The 19,562-nt window shown below is 38.4% G+C and carries 14 protein-coding genes and 1 pseudogene; 1 reads left to right on the top strand and 14 read right to left on the bottom strand.

Annotated features, from left to right (window positions below):
- Positions 1–138: 138 nt before the first annotated feature.
- The 6 genes and pseudogenes from larC to ABC255_RS26200 all read right to left on the bottom strand — a co-directional run bounded on the left by larC (position 139) and on the right by ABC255_RS26200 (position 7,740).
- Positions 139–1,758: pseudogene (gene larC, locus ABC255_RS26175) on the bottom strand (nickel pincer cofactor biosynthesis protein LarC).
- Positions 1,739–2,509 (bottom strand): nickel pincer cofactor biosynthesis protein LarB, encoded by a 771-nt coding sequence (gene larB, locus ABC255_RS26180; protein WP_412998051.1) that lies wholly within the window; start codon positions 2,507–2,509, stop codon positions 1,739–1,741. Before larB ends, larC begins: the two are co-directional and overlap by 20 nt.
- Before the next feature lie 736 nt (positions 2,510–3,245).
- Positions 3,246–4,718 (bottom strand): gluconokinase, encoded by a 1,473-nt coding sequence (locus tag ABC255_RS26185; RefSeq protein ID WP_412998053.1) that lies wholly within the window; start codon positions 4,716–4,718, stop codon positions 3,246–3,248.
- Between the two features lie 84 nt (positions 4,719–4,802).
- Positions 4,803–5,603, bottom strand: coding sequence for an ATP-dependent sacrificial sulfur transferase LarE (gene larE, locus ABC255_RS26190; protein ID WP_412998055.1), 801 nt, complete (start codon positions 5,601–5,603; stop codon positions 4,803–4,805).
- Positions 5,604–5,681: 78 nt separating this feature from the next.
- Positions 5,682–6,452 (bottom strand): SDR family oxidoreductase, encoded by a 771-nt coding sequence (locus tag ABC255_RS26195; RefSeq protein WP_412998057.1) that lies wholly within the window; start codon positions 6,450–6,452, stop codon positions 5,682–5,684.
- A 19-nt stretch (positions 6,453–6,471) separates the two neighbouring features.
- Positions 6,472–7,740, bottom strand: coding sequence for a nickel pincer cofactor-dependent isomerase, group 22 (locus tag ABC255_RS26200; protein WP_412998059.1), 1,269 nt, complete (start codon positions 7,738–7,740; stop codon positions 6,472–6,474).
- A gap of 268 nt (positions 7,741–8,008) precedes the next feature.
- On the opposite strand from ABC255_RS26200, the gene ABC255_RS26205 reads away from it, so the two are divergent.
- On the top strand, positions 8,009–9,181 hold the full coding sequence (locus ABC255_RS26205) for an ROK family transcriptional regulator (protein ID WP_412998061.1): 1,173 nt from the start codon (positions 8,009–8,011) through the stop codon (positions 9,179–9,181).
- A 142-nt stretch (positions 9,182–9,323) separates the two neighbouring features.
- Here ABC255_RS26205 and ABC255_RS26210 read toward each other — a convergent pair whose 3' ends face one another.
- The 8 genes from ABC255_RS26210 to uxaC form a co-directional block, all read right to left on the bottom strand.
- Positions 9,324–10,790 carry an MFS transporter gene (locus tag ABC255_RS26210; protein WP_412998062.1) on the bottom strand — a complete coding sequence of 489 codons (1,467 nt, stop codon included), beginning with the start codon at positions 10,788–10,790 and terminating at the stop codon, positions 9,324–9,326.
- A gap of 646 nt (positions 10,791–11,436) precedes the next feature.
- Positions 11,437–12,300 carry a sugar phosphate isomerase/epimerase family protein gene (locus ABC255_RS26215; protein ID WP_412998063.1) on the bottom strand — a complete coding sequence of 288 codons (864 nt, stop codon included), beginning with the start codon at positions 12,298–12,300 and terminating at the stop codon, positions 11,437–11,439.
- Positions 12,297–13,307 (bottom strand): Gfo/Idh/MocA family protein, encoded by a 1,011-nt coding sequence (locus ABC255_RS26220; RefSeq protein WP_412998064.1) that lies wholly within the window; start codon positions 13,305–13,307, stop codon positions 12,297–12,299. Before ABC255_RS26220 ends, ABC255_RS26215 begins: the two co-directional genes overlap by 4 nt.
- A gap of 68 nt (positions 13,308–13,375) precedes the next feature.
- Entirely contained in the window at positions 13,376–14,536 is a 1,161-nt protein-coding gene (locus tag ABC255_RS26225; protein ID WP_412998065.1) for a Gfo/Idh/MocA family protein, read from the bottom strand.
- Between the two features lie 2 nt (positions 14,537–14,538).
- Positions 14,539–15,426 carry a sugar phosphate isomerase/epimerase family protein gene (locus ABC255_RS26230; RefSeq protein ID WP_412998066.1) on the bottom strand — a complete coding sequence of 296 codons (888 nt, stop codon included), beginning with the start codon at positions 15,424–15,426 and terminating at the stop codon, positions 14,539–14,541.
- A 21-nt stretch (positions 15,427–15,447) separates the two neighbouring features.
- Complete coding sequence (locus ABC255_RS26235; RefSeq protein ID WP_412998067.1) at positions 15,448–16,404, bottom strand: AraC family transcriptional regulator; 957 nt, start codon at positions 16,402–16,404, stop codon at positions 15,448–15,450.
- A gap of 174 nt (positions 16,405–16,578) precedes the next feature.
- The gene (gndA, locus tag ABC255_RS26240) at positions 16,579–17,991 is read right to left on the bottom strand and encodes an NADP-dependent phosphogluconate dehydrogenase (RefSeq protein ID WP_335531916.1); all 1,413 of its coding nucleotides are present in this window, start codon (positions 17,989–17,991) and stop codon (positions 16,579–16,581) included.
- A gap of 145 nt (positions 17,992–18,136) precedes the next feature.
- Positions 18,137–19,540, bottom strand: a complete 1,404-nt coding sequence (uxaC, locus tag ABC255_RS26245; RefSeq protein WP_412998068.1) for a glucuronate isomerase — start codon at positions 19,538–19,540, stop codon at positions 18,137–18,139.
- Between the last annotated feature and the right edge of the window lie 22 nt (positions 19,541–19,562).

Here is a 19,562-nt window from a genome sequence, read left to right on the forward strand (position 1 = left end):
AACTAATTAATTAATTTCAGTTTAACATTCACCTTCAATAGCGTCAATATGGTCTAAAAGGGGGAAATCCAGTAAAAAGTGACATTGCTAAAAACAAAAGGCTGCCCCAAATATTTTGGGACAGCCTCTGTGTTTATGTTAGCTATCGATTTTCTTCCAAACCTGTTCATAGACCTTTTTTAAAGGGATATCGTGGAGTTGTGCAAGGCTCTTACATTCCTCATACTCCGGTGCACGCTGCACGGCAATTCCATTCAGTATCCCTTCTTTTACAGTCACAGGTCCCCACTCAGTTTCCACTTTTTTGAAAACTCTTTCTAAGCGGTGAACCGTTAAAGGATAATAGCGTACACCAAGTGTGGTTGTTTCTTTAAAAAGTATTTCCTTCATTTTACTTACATTTTCAACAGAACAAAGCAGCTGAAGCAAGATACCTGGTCGGTTCTTTTTCATATAAATCGGGGTATAAAAAACATCATTTGCCCCTGCTTCAAAAAGCAAATCCATGACATAACCTAGCCATTCTCCAGGAATATTGTCTAGGTTAACTTCCATTTTGATCATCTGGTCATCTATATGTTCAAAATTAGGAGGATGAGAACTCAATTAAATACTCCTCTCATTTCAAGGTGGGGATATCCCCAGTTACTCTTATTCGCCAATGATGACTCGAACTACATTCGGATGGTCTTTAAACGTTTTTGTCCCGGCACCATAACCTATTGAGCGAACTTTCATTGAAGGAATAGAGCAGAATTCCTCGGCCAATACAGCCACGATTGCTGCTCCGGTTGGTGTGGTAAGCTCAAATCTCACCTCTGAATGTTCAATCGGGACTCCTTTTAAAATCTCGAGTGTTGCTGGTGCTGGGACTGGATAGATTCCATGGTCGATGCGAATTTTCCCTGTGCCAACAGGAATCGGTGATGATTTGATGACGGATATTTGTAATTGATCAATTAAGATGGCAGCACCAATAATATCAATAATTGAATCTACTGCACCCACTTCATGGAAATGAACCTTCTCCAATGGAACACCATGAATATGCCCTTCCGCCTCAGCAATCTTTTTAAATACCTTTAACGCAATATCTTTTACTTGTTGAGAAAAATCAGCTTCTTCAATTAATTGAACAATATCTTTATATGATCGGTGATCATGATGATGGTGGTGATCATGGTCATGATTGTGATCATGCGTATGTGTGTGTGCATGGTCATGATGGTGGTCATGGGTATGCTCGTGATCATGCGTATGCGCGTGTCCGTGGTCATGATCGTGGTCATGTGTATGAACGTGCCCTTGGTCATGAGCATGGCCATGCGTATGTGCGTGCTCGTGATCATGAGCATGATCATGCGTATGTACGTGCTCGTGGTCATGAGCATGATCATGTGTATGTGCGTGCTCGTGGTCATGGTCATGAGCGTGTTCGTGGCTATGCGAATGTCCATGGTCATGATCATGAACGTGATCGTGGCTAAATGAATGTCCATGGTCATGATCGTGATCGTGGCTATGTGAATGTCCATGGTCATGATGATGGTGGTGTTGATTTTTTAGCAGCACATCGAATTTTGTACTCGTAATCCCATTTTTAACGACTTTTTTCCATGCTAATTCGTATTCATCTTCAATATTTAGCTTCTTTAATTCTTCTACTAATTTGACCGGGTCAGCACCTGCGTCTATGAGTGCACCAATCACCATATCTCCGCTTACTCCTGAAAAACAATCAAAATAAAGTGTCTTCATTTCTTTCCCCTTTTTGTGCAAGTTGATGAATTAATACAGCGTTATATCCTCCGCCAAAACCATTATCAATATTTACAACACTAATTCCAGAAGCACATGAATTCAGCATCGTCAGTAAAGCCGATAACCCATTAAAGTTAGCCCCGTAGCCGACACTTGTAGGGACGGCAATGACGGGATGAGAAACAAGTCCTCCAACCACGCTCGGCAGTGCCCCTTCCATACCAGCTACCACTACAGAAACTGTGGCTTTTTGAATTTCTTCGGCATGATTTAATAGGCGATGGATTCCTGCTACACCAACATCATAAATACGATGGACCTTACTTCCTAGAATTTCTGCAGTAACCGCTGCTTCTTCTGCTACCCGTAAATCAGAGGTTCCTGCAGCGACAACTGCAATGTAACCTTGAGTGTTTTCTATCGCTTCCTTTTGATTTTTCCAAAAAAGAATTTGAGAGATTTCATGATATGTAAATTCAGGACAAGCTTGCTGGACGATTGCTGCTTTTTCTTCTGAAATTCTTGTTACCATGACTTGATTGTTTCTAGCCCTTAATGCTGTGATGATGGAGATAATTTGTTCAGCCGTTTTCCCTTCGCCATAGACCACTTCTGGAAAGCCCTGTCGTTTCTTTCGGTGGTGGTCAACTTTTGCAAATCCCAAATTCTCAAACGTCGCTAATTGATCTTTTGCTTCCGCAACACTGAGGGTTCCTTTTTGAACTTGTTTTAAAATCTCTTCAAGCATTGAATTCCCCCCTTTTACTCTAATGTGATTCTATAGATTAGCCTTGATGAAAGACAAATCATTTGGTTTATTGATGGGTTTTGTCCTTCATTGCCTTGATGATGGACAAATCTTTTGATTCCTTGATAGGTTTTGTCCTTCATGACCTTGATGAGGGACAAATCTTTGGGTTTCTTGATGAGTTTTGTCCTTCATGACCTTAATGAGGGACAAATCTTTGGGTTTCTTGATGGGTTTTGTCCTTCATTATCTTGATGAAGGACAAATCTTTTGGTTCCGTAACGTGATTTGTCCCCAAGCCCTTTATTAAAGACTAATCTCCAGTCTTCCGAAACAGATTTGTCCTCAAACCCCTTATTGAGGACTAATCTCCACCACGCGATACGAGATTTGTCCTCAAGACCCCTTATTGAGGACTAATCTCCACCACGCGATACAAGATTTGTCCTCAAGACCAGTTATTAAGGACTAATCTCCACCACGCGATACAAGATTTGTCCTCAAGACCCCTTATTGAGGACTAATCTCCACCACGCGATACAAGATTTGTCCTCAAGACCCCTTATTGAGGACTAATCTCCACCACGCGATACAAGATTTGTCCCCAAGACCCTTTATTAAAGACTAATCTCCAGTCCCCCGAAACAGATTTGTCATCAAGACCCCTTATTGAGGACTAATCTCCACCACGCGATACGAGATTTGTCCCTAAAAAGTTTTTAACAATAACGCTCATTTAAAAATACTTCACCATATCCCTAGCAAGCTTCTCATAGTTTTCATAAAGCGCTTTGTACACTTTACTATTTTCCTTATCTGGTAGCACTGGATCACCCATCGGTATATTCTTTTTGATATCTTCAAAAGAATCTACTTTGCCAATGCCAACTAAAGCGGTCCAGGCTGCTCCCCATGCGGCACTGTGGTGGCTTTCGGATACATAAATCTCCGCTTCAAAGATGTCAGCCATCATTTGCAGCCAAAGTGGTGACCTCGCCAATCCGCCGTTAACGTAGATTTTTTCCGGTTCGCCAGCCAACCTTTCCAGCGCTTTGCCGATTTGATAAAGATTAAAGGTAATCCCTTCTAGGACAGCGCGGATAAAATGTTCTTTCTTATGGGTAATCGAAACTCCATAAAAATTGCCTTTTGCCTTTTGATTCCAAACTGGTGCTCTTTCTCCATTCAAATAAGGCAGAAACAGAATACCCTCTGCACCAGGAGCTACCTTCTCTGCGTCCCCTAAGAAATCTGAAAAATCCCTTTTGTCATTGAGAAGATCTTTTAACCATTGTAAGACGATGCCGCCATTATTCGTCGGTCCTCCTACAATCGTTGAATCAGCCGTAAAGGAGTAACAAAAAGTTTCTTGATTTACATCAATTTTTACCCCTTTATTGATTTGCCTGATTGCGCCGCTTGTCCCAACGGAAACCGCCACTTCTCCAGGTAAAATGGCGCCAATTCCTAAGTTTGCCAGTTGGCCGTCCGCCGCACCCATTACAAATGGCATTTCTGGACTAATCCCCATCTCATCGGCAATTTCTCTTTTAATACCGGACAACACGTTAGTAGGCGGCACGATTTCAGAAAGCTGGTCCCTAGTAATCCCTGTCATTTCTAGCAATTCAGACTCCCAATCAAGCGCAGCAGGATTAAATAACCCTGTAGCAGAAGCCATTGAATAATCAATGACTCTTTGACCAAACCAACATTGGATTAAATATTCCTTAATTGACATAAAATACGCCGCTTCTTTATAGGGTTCATAGTTTGTTTCTTTCATCCATAAGAGCTTATTAAATGGAGTCATTGGGTGTATAGGTGTTCCTGTTTTTGAATAAACGCTGCTCCCAATCGTCCCTTTTACTGCTTGTGCCTGAGCATAGCTTCTTCCATCTGCCCAAATGATCCCAGGAGAAATCGGCTTACCCTGTTCATTCACACAAAGAAGTGAATGCATTGCTGCTGAAAACCCAAGTGCAATTAACTCATCTTTATTAATGCCTGCTTTTTCAATCGCTTCCTTAATGGCCAAAACGGCAGACCGTTCGATTTCAATTGGATCTTGTTCAGACCAAGCTGGCTCTGGATAATGAAAGCTGTTCATTTTCTCGGTTTCCGCTATTAGTTTTCCTTTGATATCAAATATACACGCCTTTACGCTTGTAGTTCCAATATCTAGTCCCATTACAAACTCTCTTGACATAACGTTTCATCTTCCTTTTCAACTATCAATGTTGACATTTATGTTAGAAAAGGCTTTGGAAATTTCCAAAGCCTTCTTCTTTTATTACGATAACACCTTGTTCATACTGCCGCTCTGATACCCTAGCAAATCCAAAGTAATATATTTATATCCGTAATCCTGAAGCTCCTGAACAATGGAATCATGATTTTCCAGAACTATTTTCATATCATTTGGTTCTACTTCAATTCTAGCGATCTCATCATGGGTGCGAACACGCACCTGGCGAATACGAAGACTTTTTAAAAAGCTTTCTGCTCGCTCAACCTTTGTCAGCTTTTCTTTTGTAATATATTCCCCATAAGCGATCCTTGAAGATAGACAGGCAAAGGATGGTTTATCCCATGTAGGCAAATCAAACTGCTGTGAAAGCTCTCTGATTTCCTGTTTAAACAAATTTGCCTCTAGCAGCGGGCCTCGTATGCCCTTCTCCTTCGCTGCTTGCATTCCTGGTCGATGTTCATTCATATCATCGGCGATAACCCCATAAATCACATTATGGAATCCCTTTTCTTCCATTACTGGCAGCAGATGATCGAATAGGCTGCTTTTACAAAAGTAACAACGATTTTTGTTATTCTCTGCATAACCAGGAATCGCTAATTCAGAGGTTTCAATGACTTGATGCCGAACACCAATTTTTTCAGCTAAAACCCTGGCCTCTTCCAATTCGCTGGAAGGGTAGGTTTCCGAATCTGCTGTGACAGCTAAGACATGATCTTCCCCTAATGTGTCAACAGCTGCCTTTAGTAGAAATGTACTATCTACGCCACCTGAAAATGCTACAACGACTGATTCCATGTCCCGGAGAATGGACTGTAATTTATTATATTTCTCTGTTAGCAAGGTCTCATCTCCCCCACGTACTTTCTGAATAATCCACTATTTAACATATTAAATGGACATTCACCATATGTCCAAGAATTAAATTGTCATCGCTCCGAAACCGCCGTCAACACGAAGTAATGCACCTGTAACAAAACTTGATGCTTTATCAGATGCAAGGAAAACGGTAGCACCTTGAAGTTCTTCCGCTTCACCAAAGCGTTTCATTGGAGTATGACCCATGATGGATTCAATTCTTTCTTTGTCTAAAATTTTACGGTTTTGTTCTGCGGGGAAAAATCCAGGAATAATGGCATTTACACGGATTCCGCTTGTAGCAAATTCACGAGCTAAAAATTGAGTTACGCTATTAAGTCCAGCTTTTGAAACAGAATAGGTAAATACTCTTGATAATGGCGTCGTAGAAGAAACAGAAGAAATATTAATAATGCTTCCTTTTCTTTCTTGCTCAATCATGCGTTTTGCAAAGATTTGGCAAGTCATTACAATACCTTTTAAGTTAATATCCATAATTTTATCGTATTCGTCCATATCTAAATCAAAAAACGGTGTTGGGCTGTTTGTTCCTGGTGCATTCAATAGAATATCCCAGCCGCCAGACCATTGTTCAATATCATTAGCAACATGTACTAAAGAATCCTTTGAGCTTACGTCTGCTGAGAATGCTTTTGCTTCTCCGCCATTTTCTACGATTTCTTTAACGACTTTTTCTGCTGTTTCTAAGTTACGGCCAACGATGGCAACTTTAGCTCCGTGTTCAGCCAAGCCTTTTGCCATCGCTGAACCTAATACGCCATTTCCTCCAATTGCTACCGCGGTTTTCCCTGATAAATCGAATAAATTTGTCATGCTTCAACTCTCCCTAGTTTTAAAATAAGTTTCCTTTTTCATCAAATGGAAGTTCAAAAAGCTCTGATATGAGTTCCATGTTTGGATGTTGTTTCACATGGTCCACTAACGCTTCTGATACTTCAATTTCACTCAACTCTAACGTATTTTTAATGCGGACCATTTTTACTTTTGTAAAATCTAAGATATTACTTGTTTTAACAGCCGCTTGTATCGCTTCACGATCATTTGGCAATGTAGTAGCAATCTTTGTTGGTGCTACAACAGTAGAAGTTAACCCATTTGCATAAGTTACTTCCAAGTCCATACGGTCAACTAAACGCTGTGTTGTAAAATCAGCAGTTCCGACACCATTGGCATTTCCCTCTGTTTGCGGTGTTAAGCCGAGGACGACCATTTTGTTTACGTCTGGTCCTCCGTGGGCATAAGGAGTAGGATATCGACCAGTAATATTCGGATCCATCCCATCACCGGAGATATTTTTTCCAATTTGATCAATGACAAGAACCTCTAATTGTTCAAAGAAAAGTTTTGGTAATAACTCTTTCGCCTTCGCCTGCAGGTCTGCTTCTCTCTCAATAATTTCTTCAGGAGAAAGCACATCCACCACTGCGACTTTATCAAATGCATTCTCAATCGTGGCTACACCAAAAAGAAATGGCTTTTTCTCCATAATCATCTTTGCCATCGCAGGTACGTTTTCAGCCATATACTTGAAGCCTAATTGGTGACAAGCCTCGGCACCCCTCTGCTTCCCTAACCCAATACTGATCATCTTCATAATGCCACTTTCAACCGGGCCTCGAAATGCAGTATGCGGTTTAATGCGGTTAATCACGACAATACCATCTGCGTTTGCCGCATATTGATCAACATAAACAGGTAATCCATTTGGCAGTTCCCCGATTTTTACCACTTCCATGGAAGAACGAATTTCACAGCCAACACTTTCTTCAGTTACACCAAGATGTGCCAGTACCTCACGCTGTCCTTCAGCTGTGGCACCGCCATGACTGCCCATACTAGGAACAATAAATGGCTTTGCACCAAGTTCTTTTAGAAATTTAACTGTAACTGCAGTTAATTCTACGAGACGATCAAGTCCTCTGCTTCCAACTGCTAAAGCTATTTCCATTCCAGGCTGAACCGATGCCTGAATATGCTCTTGTTGTAATTTCCCCATCAAAGCTTGTTCTAAATTATCGATTTTCTTATCATCAAATCTCACTTTTACCTTTGCCATTTTTGGCACTGGAATATCTTTTAATAAGTCCTGCAGAATACCCATTTATCTGTTTCACTCCTTTTCTACTTAAGTGTTCCTCAAGGGATATTATTCCATGTATTTACTTTTTCCATCTAATAAAAATTGTGTAATCCCTTACAAAAGGAATTAAAAATGATTTGTTTGGAAAATAATTTTTAAAATAGCAATTTAATTTGTTTACCAAACAAACTAATTACCTGTATAATATCATTATGGATAGTTTACGTCAATAAATATGCAGACCAAAATATTTATCTTTTCTCTAGAAATTTAAAAGGATGTGATTAATATGGTCACGGGAGATGCTTCATATATTAAAAAGATAAATCGATCCATAATTATTAGTAAAATAATTGAACATGGCATGATATCTAGAGCAGATTTAGCAAAAATTACCGGCTTAAACAAAGCTACTATTTCTGTGCAGGCAGCAGAATTAATAGCAGAAGAGTTAATTATTGAAACCCACCAAGAACATAAGAATCTAGGACGAAGACCTATTATGTTATCGATTAATCAGCAAGCAGGATATTCTTTAGGAATAGACTTAGATAATAGGGTCATAACATTCACCTTATCTGATTTAAGTGGCACATCGGTGGATACACAGTCTAATGAAATAGAAGCATCTGATTACAACCTAATTGTAGAACTGTTGGTGGAACGAATCGCACACTATAAAAAAAGATGTTCCCATGCACCCTATGGATTAATAGGAGCAGTAATTGGAATACATGGTATCGTCAATAACGATGAAAGTATTTATTTTGTCCCACATCATCAATGGCATAATAAAAAATTAAAGGCAGATTTACAAAATGAAACCGGTATCAATATTTATATTGAAAACAACGCAAACCTATGTTCATTTGCTGAAATCGTCTATAAACATTATCAAAGTGAAAACTTATTATCTGTTAGTTTGTATTCAGGTATCGGGCTGGGAATTATGGTAAATAGTAAGCTGCTAAAGGGCTGCGATGGCTATGCTGGTGAAATTGGTCATATGATTATTGTACCTGATGGTCTTCCCTGCAGATGCGGAAATCACGGTTGTTGGGAACAATACGCTTCGGAATCAAGCTTTTTGAAGCAATTGTCAAAACTTCATCATGAAGAGTATGTCTCCTATGATGAAGTTGATCATTGGTTAAGCGAAGAGGATCCCGCTACAAAAAAGTTAATGAAAGATTATATTAAGTTTCTTTCATATGGGCTTAACAATATTATCAACCTCTATAATCCAGAGATTTTAGTAATTAATAGTGAATTGCTTCGATTATATCCGAATGCATTAGAAGAAATTAAAGCCCATTTAACATCTACCGTGGGTCAATATCGAAAACTAGAGATTTCAGAGTTCGGTAAAAATGCTTGCAGTATGGGTGCATGTGCCTTAGCGATTAAGAACTTTTTAGATGTTAAAGAGTTAAGTTTAGCTTTTGATGAATCACAAAATTAAAAGTTAGCGTGAGAAAAACACAGATTACTTACCACTTGAAAAGCATAAACCAATCGTAACCAATTCACGAAAATAAAATGTGAATTGGTTTTTTTATGCAATAAAACCCCAGCATTCGCCAGGGTTTCAAATTTCCAATTATTTAAATTGCAACTTTATTATCTTTTTTCCCATTTGCTTTCATTTCAGCAATACCAGATTGAATTTTTTCCATTTCTTTATGATCTAGTTTATAGAATTTCATTGCTGTAATAGATACTAACAAACATAGCGCTGGTAAACCGAATGCTAGTATTAAGGTAACAACAAACAATGGTGTTGTTACCGCTTCCCCAACCTCAGGGAATTTTTCTTTGTAACCAATGAAACCAACCACTACACCTACGATTGTTGGTGCTAATGATGAAACGAGCTGATCAATGAATGAGAAAATCGTGCCCATCATTCCTGGTAAATACCGTCCAGATTTATGTGTTTCATAGTCCGAAACATCAGCAATCATAGGAACAACAAGCGTTGTTGGAATACTTGCAAATCCAATGGCTAAAGAATATAGGGCTAAGAATAATATAGTAGAAATTCCAATACTAGATAGTGAAACCGCTGAAGGATCAACTAGTAAGAATAGAGCAATCAATGCCAAGTAGGAAAGCATCCCAATCCATGCTGAAGTAACATAGGATTTCTTTAAACCTGTCTTTCTTGCAATTCCCACTACTAAGAAAGTAATCACTAATGTTGGTACTAGTGTAATAAGACCAATTTTTCCGCTTAGTGCGTAATCTCCTAGCAAAATACCAAACAACATAACTCCGACTACAGAATAACGACCGATACTCGTTGCTAATTTATCAAAAGACGCCGAAAGTGAAAGCAATTGTAATTGTTTGTTTCCTTTAATAACTCCCCAATATTCACGAAGAGTCGTTTGTGTTCCTTCTTCCGCTAATCCATAGAATTCTTTCTTATCTTTTGACCAAATCCCTACGATTGCTAGTACCGCAAATACTGCAGAAAGAAGGAGTCCATAGCCATTTAATTCCGTAAACAAACCAAGATTAAACCCGCCATGCTTAGCTACTAGAACAGCTGAAACCCAAATTTGTCCGCCAGTGAAAAGTGCTGCATTATAAACTCCGTCAAAAATTGCATATAATGGGCGCTGCTTTGGATTATTTGTTAAAACCGTTTGCGCAGCCTTTGTAACACTTGTTTGCAATGAATAACCAATTTTATTCACAATTAACATCGCAGTAAAGAAAAGAAATTGTGCAGACGCTGGTAAATGATGCGTTACATTATAGATAATTAGGATTGTACCTGCTGAAATGATATTACCGATAACAATCAGCGGCGTAAACTTACCGAATTTCCCCTCTGTTTTATCGATGATATAGCCAATCGCCGGATCGATGATACCATCGAATAACCGCGCCGCCATTAATAGTGAACTTACCACCATAACTGCTAGTCCAGCTATTCCAGTTGCATAATAAGTGACAAAACCTAATACAAATAAGTGAAGATTTGATGAGGTATTATTTAAAGTAAACAACCCTATTTGCCATAATTTCGCAGTGTTGTATTGATCCACTTTTACATTTGACATAATTGCGCCCCCTTGTAGTTAACCGCTTTCATTATTTTGAATGTTAGAAAAATTAATCAACCATTCCCCTGTTTATACTTATTTCATCAAAAAAATAATTCCCCTTTACATGCCACTCCCTTCTATGAAAACCCTTTCATTTATGAATAAAAAAATATAATTGCTAGAAAAATATTATTCTATTTTTTAATTAGTTTAATGAACTAATTATTAAACTAAGAATATCATCTCGGCTATATTTAGTCAATATGTTTTTAATTTTCTAAATATTTTATTGATAGAATACCTTTTTTCGTAAGAAAATACCTAAAAATGCTATAAAGGTACCAAATTTCCCCGATAAAAAAAGGAGGCGAAATTCTACTTCATTTCTGTTTTTTATTTTTTTACTATATTAAAACCAATCAGCGTATTTAGTTCCCTAAAATGACCTTAGAAGTAAGCGTTACTAAATATAATTCTTTGTTTACCTACGGTAATTATATTGCACCGAGATACAATAATCATTATCTGACCCTGCTTTATTATTCTATTTTTTTTACTCATATTGTTTTCTAATGATAAAACAAATATTTCAGTGGAATTATTCCAGCACAAAAGGCAGCGGATACGCACTGCCTTTTGTGTATTTTCCTATTTCACTCTGTTAAAACCAGTTAGCATATCCTAGCTTTCTCAAGTGATTAGCAGAAACCTCAAGGCATTCGAATGGATCGCGTCCATACGTATCATCCTGTTCTACCAAGAAATACTGTGCACCACTCTCAAGTCCAGCTTCCATGATTGCTTCGATATCAAGGTTTCCTTCACCGAGTTCAGCAAATTCAATTGTATTCGTGAAAATGTTAAAGAATTTAGCCATATCCTTCTTGAAGTCAATTTCACTTAAATCCATTTGTCCAATTCGATAATCCTTCAAGTGTAAGAGTGAAATACGGCCGGCATATCCTTTAACAAATTCCACAGGATTTACGCCTGCTCTTTGAATCCAGTGAACATCTAATTCAAATCCAAGCTTAGCGGTGTTGTTTTTAATAATATCCAATAAATATTCACCATCAAATTTTTGGAATTCCAAGTGGTGTGTATGGTAATACAATTCAATTCCGTGCTCCGCTAATCTGTGAGCCATTGCTTCAGCTTTACCAATAAACTCCATAATTGTATCTTTATTCCCCATAGCCATTAACGGCATCATGCCAATTCGCAAATAATTACAATCAAGGGTCTTGCAATCGTTTACGATTTTTTCAAAGTCATTTGTTAATGTCTCACCAGGCATTCCAGGAAGCATTGGCTCTACCGCAGCAGAAAGAGCCGCAATCTTAATATCAAAATCTTCGCTCGCCCTTTTTATCTCCGCTACGTTCTCTGGTGTCATAGGGATTTGAGAAACTTCAACAGCGTGATATCCAAGCTCACTTACTTTTCTCATTGTTTCATAGGCACCTAGCTCTTCAACTTTGCCCTTAAGCATCATCATTTGAACGCCGATTTTTCCCTTATTCATTGAAATACCTCCATTTTTATTGATTGTTTTTTCTCTGATGACAGATGAATCGCATCAATTATCGCAATTGAAGCTAGTGCATCTTTTGCATGAATATAGTCTTCTGTTTTTTTGACGATTGCGGAATAGAATTGATTAATGGTTTTTGCATGACTAGCTCCATAATAATGTTTTGAACCTGGCAGCTTGGCATCCTCCATCAACTCTTCCTTTTCACCTGCTTCATTCACTCTTGTCAGAATGCTATCCTTGATTATGAGCCTTTCTTTTTCAAAAAGAACCTCAAGTTCGACACTAGAATTATCTGCATTTGCATTCGTAGCAAAGAATAACCCCTTAGCTCCACTTTTAAACTGGAATCGTGCGGAAGCCGTATCTTCCACTTCGATGTTATAATCCAATAGTTGATCAACTGAACCTCTAATCGATTCAATTTCACCGCCAACCAGCTGCATGAGGTCTAACGTATGCAGCGCTTGGTTAATCATCACTCCACCGCCAGCATATTTCCATTGCCCGCGCCACGGCTGGATGTCATAGTATTGTTTTGGTCTAAACCAAGCTACTAGACCCTTAACTCCTCTAATAGGACCATATTCACCAGAGCGGATGATTTCTTGAAGCTTTTCAAATGATTCATTGTTGCGATTTTGCAGGCAGACACCGATTTTAACGTTCTTGTTCTCTTCCTCTATTTTCACCAGAGCAAGCCCTTCTTCACTGTTCAGACCCAATGGTTTCTCTAGAAAAACATGAACACCTTTTTCCACACAAGCCTTCGTAACAGGGTAATGCAGGTAATGGGGCAGACAGATATGAACACAATCTAAGTCTTCGTTTTCTAGCAATACTTCATAGTTACTGTAAAAGTTTGCTCCTGGTACTGAATTTGATAATGTTTCATCATTATCACAGACAGCCACCAATTCAGCATTTGGGTTAGCTTTTATCGCTGGAATATGGATGTGTGAAATCGTCCCCAGCCCTATAACTGCTACTTTCAGCATTTGCTTCTCCCCTTCATTTGAAACGAACTCAAGGCTCTATTAGCGATGAGTTCGTTTCATTTGTCAGATTACTTTCTAACCGGATATTTACCTTCTTCAGCAATACGTTTATTTAATTCTTCTAGGAATAAATCTTCATCAAATGGTACTTCGATTTCCTTGCCTAACCAGCTTGACAGGTGCATAGCATTTGCAAGTCTGACACCATTAATTCCGTCGCTGCCTGGAGCTAATAATGGAGTTCCTTCCACAACCGCAGAAGCAAAGTCTTCTAATACTGCAATGTGCTGTTCGCCCCAAACATTACCAAAATCTAGTACTTCCTCAGAGAAAACATCATCTTGGCTGCCGCCCATGAAAATCTTCATCACATCTTGCATGCTCATTGTTGCGCTCATTTCACTTTCAGGTTTTACAAGACGTTTAATGGTAACTTTACTACTTTTATCTACAATAATTTTCCCTTTATCTCCAACGATTTCTAAACGGTCTGTCCCTACTACATCGTGTGTACGAGTTACAAATACACCAGTAGCACCATTTCCATAATCAAATACTGCAGTCACATCGTCTTCAACCACAATATCTCTCTGAGAGCCATAGTTTATTTTTGCATAAACCTTTTTCGGCATGCCGCAAATCCATTGAAGTAAGTCAATTTGGTGTGGCGCTTGGTTTACAAGGACACCGCCGCCTTCTCCGCCCCAAGTTGCTCTCCATTCACTTTGATCGTAGTACCCTTGCGGTCTCCACCAGGTAGTAATAATCCAGTTGGTACTGCGAATGCTGCCAATCTCACCATTATCAATAAGTTCTTTTACTTTTTTATAAAGTGGATTAGTACGCTGGTTAAAGAAGATAGCAAACTTAACTTCAGGCTTTGTTGCTGCAAAGTCGTTTAACTCTTGAACTTGTTTTGTATAAACACCAGCTGGTTTTTCCACTAATGCATGGATATTCCGTTTTAATGCTTCAATTCCCATTTCTGGATGGAGGTAATGCGGAACAGTTGTAACGACCGCATCAACGTCACCGCTTTCCATCATTTCGATATAATTATCGTAGAAAGGAACACCAGGATACTTCTCTTCTGCTACTTGTTTTTTAGCAGGATCATTGTCACAGATCGCACCAATCACCATATTTTTAACTTTGCCTTCAGAAATGAAATTAGCATACATTCCACCTTCTGCACCTAATCCAATAATCCCTAATCTTACATTAGCCATAATTACATTCCCTCGCTTTCAATTTTGTTAAGAATTTCTAGTAAAGCTTCATATTGAAGCTTGTATCCGCCGGCACCATCCAACCCTTTGTTGTCCTTGATGATTTCGGTCGCATCCTCGAGCTCTAAATCCTTTAGAGAATCAAAGAGAACGAGATGTGGCTCGAGAGTTAAAAAGCCTTTATAGCCGCTCTTAATAAATTTAGCTAAGAGTTCTGGAATTTTGCCATCACCAGTTCCACAGACAACATTTTGGCTATCAGTTGTTACAGCATCCTTTATGTGTATATAAACAATCTCATCTTTTAAGAGATCGTAACACTCCTGTGTGTCATCACCGCACTGTACGAAATTAGCGAAGTCGAATATTCCTTTAAAGTAAGGAGATCCAACTTCTGTTAAAATTTCATGACAGCGTGTGCCGATATCACCAAAGATATCCTTTTCATTTTCATGCAGTAATATCACATTGTATTTTTCTGCAATTGCAGCATATTCTTTTAGCTTGCTAACAACTAGGCTACGATATTGATCCGCATCCTCACCCTTAGGAATATAGAAGCTGAAGATTCTTATATATTTACAATCTAGAAAGTTACTAATTTGACAAAGCGAGTCCAACATAAGCTTTTGTTTCGCGAAGCCTTCTTCATCATTGATAAATACCTTTCCAATTGGTGATCCAATGGATGAAACGCTAATTCCAGCTTTTTGAAGCCTCGGCTGAACAGTTTCTTTAATTTCCTCTACTGTAAAATCACCAATATTTTTCCCATCAATGCCACGTAACGAGATATATTTCATTCCTAAATTTGAGACAACCTCAAGCTGGGTATCAAAGTCAGATGAGATTTCATCTGAAAATCCTGAAATCAGTAAATCTTGATTCATTTATTTTTTTCCTCCTTATGGCTACCTGCGTTTTGTTTTTCGATACTGTGAAGGAGTGGTGCCGACCTTCTCTTTAAAAAAACGGCTGAAATGGGCTACACTCTCAAATCCTGTTGTCCGTGCAACATCTGTTAGTGATTGATCAGGCTCCATTTCCAACAAATACTTTACCTGGTTAAGCCGGCAAGCCATTACGTATTCCATCACTGTAAAGCCAGTAACTTCTTTAAAGACATGTGATGCATAATACTTACTTAGACTTAGTTCCGCTGCAATTCTGTCTAAACTGACTTTTTCAGAATAATGATCGTTAATCCAAGAGGCAATAGACTCTGCATGAAGTTCCTTTTCTGACCTTTTACTCGTCACTTGAGACAATTCATTTTGACTTCTTTTATATATCCCCATCAATAATTGAATCAACTCAAGTTTTACTTCAGCCTCGATAAAATCATTTTTCTTACCTGTCCGCTGCATTTCTTCATCAATATGAGTGAGCGAACTGGCTATTTCCTTAATCCTGCCATCAACAAATTGTCCAAATTCATCATAGCCTGTACGAAGGAAGCAATTATGAAGTTTTTTAAACGGATCCAACAAATTAGGAACTCCAAGTCCAATTAATGATTCCTGCAGCCATAAAGGTGAAAAATGAATCATACTTCTTGTATACGTACTGTCTGTTCCTGGATTTGCTTTATGCAAAGTCATACCGTCTAAAAGGATGATATCACCAGGCTGCAACTCGTATATCCGATTGTTTATTAAATACTTACAATCACCTGAATGAAAAAAGTAAATCTCATATTCTTGATGTGAGTGAAAATTAAAGTTGTAAAAGTCAACTCCTTGAATACGGTAGAAACCGTAGATCCACTCATCCATTATTCTTTTTCTAAATGAAGAGCTAGTTAACTTTTCCATTGCTTCCACACCCTTATAAGTAAGCGTTAACATAATAGTTTGTTCACTTAACATATTTATATTATATTGCAGATAAACACAAAAAACATTCTCTAAAACTGCTCAATATCTTTTATTATTTGACTGATATTGCTTTTTTACTACAGTTTCCAGACAAATAAAAAGGAGACAAAAACAGCTTTTAAAGCTGGTTTTTGTCTCCTTTTGCAGGTGTTTTTTACAGAACCATTATTCCATCCAGTTTGTGTGGAATACTCCTTCTTTATCAATACGTTGATACGTATGTGCACCAAAATAGTCGCGTTGTGCTTGAAGCAGGTTCGCAGGAAGTGTTTCAGTACGGTAGCTGTCATAGTAAGCAATTGCGCTCGCAAATGATGGTACTGGGATACCACGTTCAATTGCAACAGCAAGAACTTGACGTAATGGCTGCTGATAATTTTCAACGATTTCTTTAAAGTAAGGATCTAATAATAAGTTTCTTAATTCAGGATCGCGATCATACGCGTCTTTAATTTTTTGTAGGAATTGCGCACGGATGATACAACCGCCGCGGAAAATCATTGCGATATCGCCGTAGCGAAGATTCCAATCATATTCTTCAGACGCAGCACGCATTTGTGCAAAACCTTGTGCATAAGAAACAATTTTACTCATATATAATGCTTTACGAATTGCTTCGATTAATTCTTCTTTATTGCCTTCAAATGCCTTAACTTCTGGTCCATTAAGAACCTGGCTTGCCTTAACACGCTCATCCTTCATTGCAGAAATAAATCGGGCAAATACAGATTCAGTGATAATTGGAAGTGGAACACCTAAGTCTAAAGCATTTTGGCTTGTCCATTTTCCTGTACCCTTTTGACCAGCAGTATCAAGGATTAAGTCAACCATTGGCTTACCTGTTTCTTCATCAACTTTTGTAAAGATATCAGCTGTAATTTCAATCAAATAGCTGTCTAATTCACCTTTATTCCATTCAGCAAAAACCTCATGAAGCTCTTGCGCTTCTAAACCAAGTACATTTTTCAAAATAAAATAGGCTTCACAGATTAATTGCATATCACCATATTCAATTCCGTTATGAACCATTTTCACATAGTGACCTGCACCATTTGGACCAATATACGTACAACAAGGATCGCCCTCTACTTTTGCAGAAATGGCTTCTAAGATTGGTTTAACAAGGTTATACGCTTCTTCTTTACCTCCAGGCATGATAGAAGGACCTTTTAATGCGCCTTCCTCTCCACCTGAAACACCTGTTCCAATGAAATGGAATCCAGCAGTTGCTAGTTCCTTATTTCGTCTGATTGTATCTTGGAAGAATGTATTTCCGCCATCAATCAGGATATCGCCTTCTTCAAGAAATGGCTTCAAGGAGTCAATTGTAGCATCCGTTGCCGTACCTGCTTTAACCATTAATAAAATTTTGCGAGGCTTCTCTAAAGAATCTACAAATTCTTCAACAGTACGTGCACCTACAAAGTTTTTTCCTTCAGCCTCGTTTTTTAGAAATTCTTCTGTTTTGTCATAAGAACGGTTGAAAACAGCGACAGAATAACCGCGGCTTTCAATATTTAAAGCAAGGTTCTTACCCATGACTGCCAACCCTACGACACCAATTTGTTGTTTAGACATTTTTATCCCTCTTTCTTCCCTAGTCCTATTTAGCAATGTTCACTCGTACTTTTGTCAAACACTTCATGATATTGCTAGATGACTTTCGACATAATAGTATAAACATAACAATTCTACATCATGAAGTCCAGTAACAGTATCTGAATTAACGCTCTAAGAAATACTTTTCCGCATTTTTGTATCCAATATTTCTAACCATTTGCTCAAGGAATGCCATATCATTAGGCGCTAGTCCTCTTTCTACCCATTCACCTAATAGATTGCAAAGAATACGACGGAAGTATTCATGTCGCGCATAGGAAAGGAAGCTGCGTGAATCAGTCAGCATACCAATAAAATGGCTCAACAGACCTACGTTTGCAAGATCCTTCATTTGTCTTTCCATTCCATCGATATGGTCATTAAACCACCAGCCAGAACCAAATTGAATTTTACCAGGAACGCCTTCTTCATAGAAGTTCCCCATCATACCCGCTAGAACTGGATTATCTTTCGGGTTAAGGTTAAACAATACTGTTCTTGGTAAAGCATTTTGTTGTTCAAGAGTATCAAGGAATTTAGATATACCTTCAGCAAAATTTGATTCACCGACAGAATCAAATCCTGTGTCTGGACCAATTAGCTCTTTCATTTTTGTATTGTTATTTCTTAATGCACCCATATGAAGCTGCATGACCCACTGTTTTTCAGCATACATTTTTCCAAGCTCAGTTAAAAGGAACCAACGGTAAGCGATTAGTTCTTCATTAGAAAGCTGTTCACCATGCAACCCTTTTTTGAAAATAACCTCAATTTCTTCCTTAGTGGTTTCTACATATTCCATTTTTTGAATATCATGGTCAGACGCACGACCGCCATTTTCGTGGAAGAAATCAACACGCTGCCCAAGTGCAATCAAGAAACCTTCTATTGAATCTACTTTAATTCCTGAAACCTCTTCTAATTTCTCAATCCAAGTTACAAATGTAGGACGCTCGATGAATAGAGCTCCATCTGGACGGAAAGTTGGTGCAATAATGGGAGCAAAAGTTTCATCATTGTTTAATAAACGATGGTATTCCAATGTGGAATTAGGATCATCTGTTGTCCCAATAAATTTCACATTTGATTTCGCAATAAAAGCTCTTGCTGTGTATTCTGAAGTTTTTAGCTTTTCATTACATTCATCGTAAATTTCCCGTGCAGTTGATGGGCTTAGTAATTTTTCAATTCCAAAGAACATTTTCAACTCCATGTGAGTCCAATGATAAAGCGGGTTGCCGATTAGGTTTGGCACCGTTTCTGCCCAAGCAGCGAATTTCTCCCAATCAGAACCATCACCAGCAATGTATTTCTCGCCAATACCGTTCATACGCATTGTACGCCATTTATAGTGGTCTCCGCCTAGCCATAGTTGAGTAATACTCTCATATGACTTATTTTCCCAAACCTCTTGTGGATCTAGGTGGCAGTGGAAATCAAAAATCGGTAACCCCTCTGCTGCATTTTCAAATAACTTTATGGATGTTTCTGTATCTAACAAGAAGTCTTTTTCTAAAAAGTTTTTCATTTCGATACCCTCCAATAACTAC

The sequence above is a fragment of the Neobacillus canaveralius genome, assembly GCF_047237705.1.
Lineage (GTDB): Bacteria > Bacillota > Bacilli > Bacillales > Cytobacillaceae > Neobacillus > Neobacillus niacini_K.

What these genes read in the sequence shown, in the direction of transcription:
- ABC255_RS26235 (WP_412998067.1), bottom strand. Translation starts at nt 16,404, where the DNA reads ATGTTAAGTGAACAAACTATTATGTTAACGCTTACTTATAAGGGTGTG.
- ABC255_RS26185 (WP_412998053.1), bottom strand. Translation starts at nt 4,718, where the DNA reads ATGTCAAGAGAGTTTGTAATGGGACTAGATATTGGAACTACAAGCGTA.
- ABC255_RS26195 (WP_412998057.1), bottom strand. Translation starts at nt 6,452, where the DNA reads ATGACAAATTTATTCGATTTATCAGGGAAAACCGCGGTAGCAATTGGA.
- ABC255_RS26230 (WP_412998066.1), bottom strand. Translation starts at nt 15,426, where the DNA reads ATGAATCAAGATTTACTGATTTCAGGATTTTCAGATGAAATCTCATCT.
- ABC255_RS26210 (WP_412998062.1), bottom strand. Translation starts at nt 10,790, where the DNA reads ATGTCAAATGTAAAAGTGGATCAATACAACACTGCGAAATTATGGCAA.
- larB (WP_412998051.1), bottom strand. Translation starts at nt 2,509, where the DNA reads ATGCTTGAAGAGATTTTAAAACAAGTTCAAAAAGGAACCCTCAGTGTT.
- ABC255_RS26220 (WP_412998064.1), bottom strand. Translation starts at nt 13,307, where the DNA reads ATGCTGAAAGTAGCAGTTATAGGGCTGGGGACGATTTCACACATCCAT.
- uxaC (WP_412998068.1), bottom strand. Translation starts at nt 19,540, where the DNA reads ATGAAAAACTTTTTAGAAAAAGACTTCTTGTTAGATACAGAAACATCC.
- ABC255_RS26205 (WP_412998061.1), top strand. Translation starts at nt 8,009, where the DNA reads ATGGTCACGGGAGATGCTTCATATATTAAAAAGATAAATCGATCCATA.
- ABC255_RS26225 (WP_412998065.1), bottom strand. Translation starts at nt 14,536, where the DNA reads ATGGCTAATGTAAGATTAGGGATTATTGGATTAGGTGCAGAAGGTGGA.
- ABC255_RS26200 (WP_412998059.1), bottom strand. Translation starts at nt 7,740, where the DNA reads ATGGGTATTCTGCAGGACTTATTAAAAGATATTCCAGTGCCAAAAATG.
- ABC255_RS26215 (WP_412998063.1), bottom strand. Translation starts at nt 12,300, where the DNA reads ATGAATAAGGGAAAAATCGGCGTTCAAATGATGATGCTTAAGGGCAAA.
- gndA (WP_335531916.1), bottom strand. Translation starts at nt 17,991, where the DNA reads ATGTCTAAACAACAAATTGGTGTCGTAGGGTTGGCAGTCATGGGTAAG.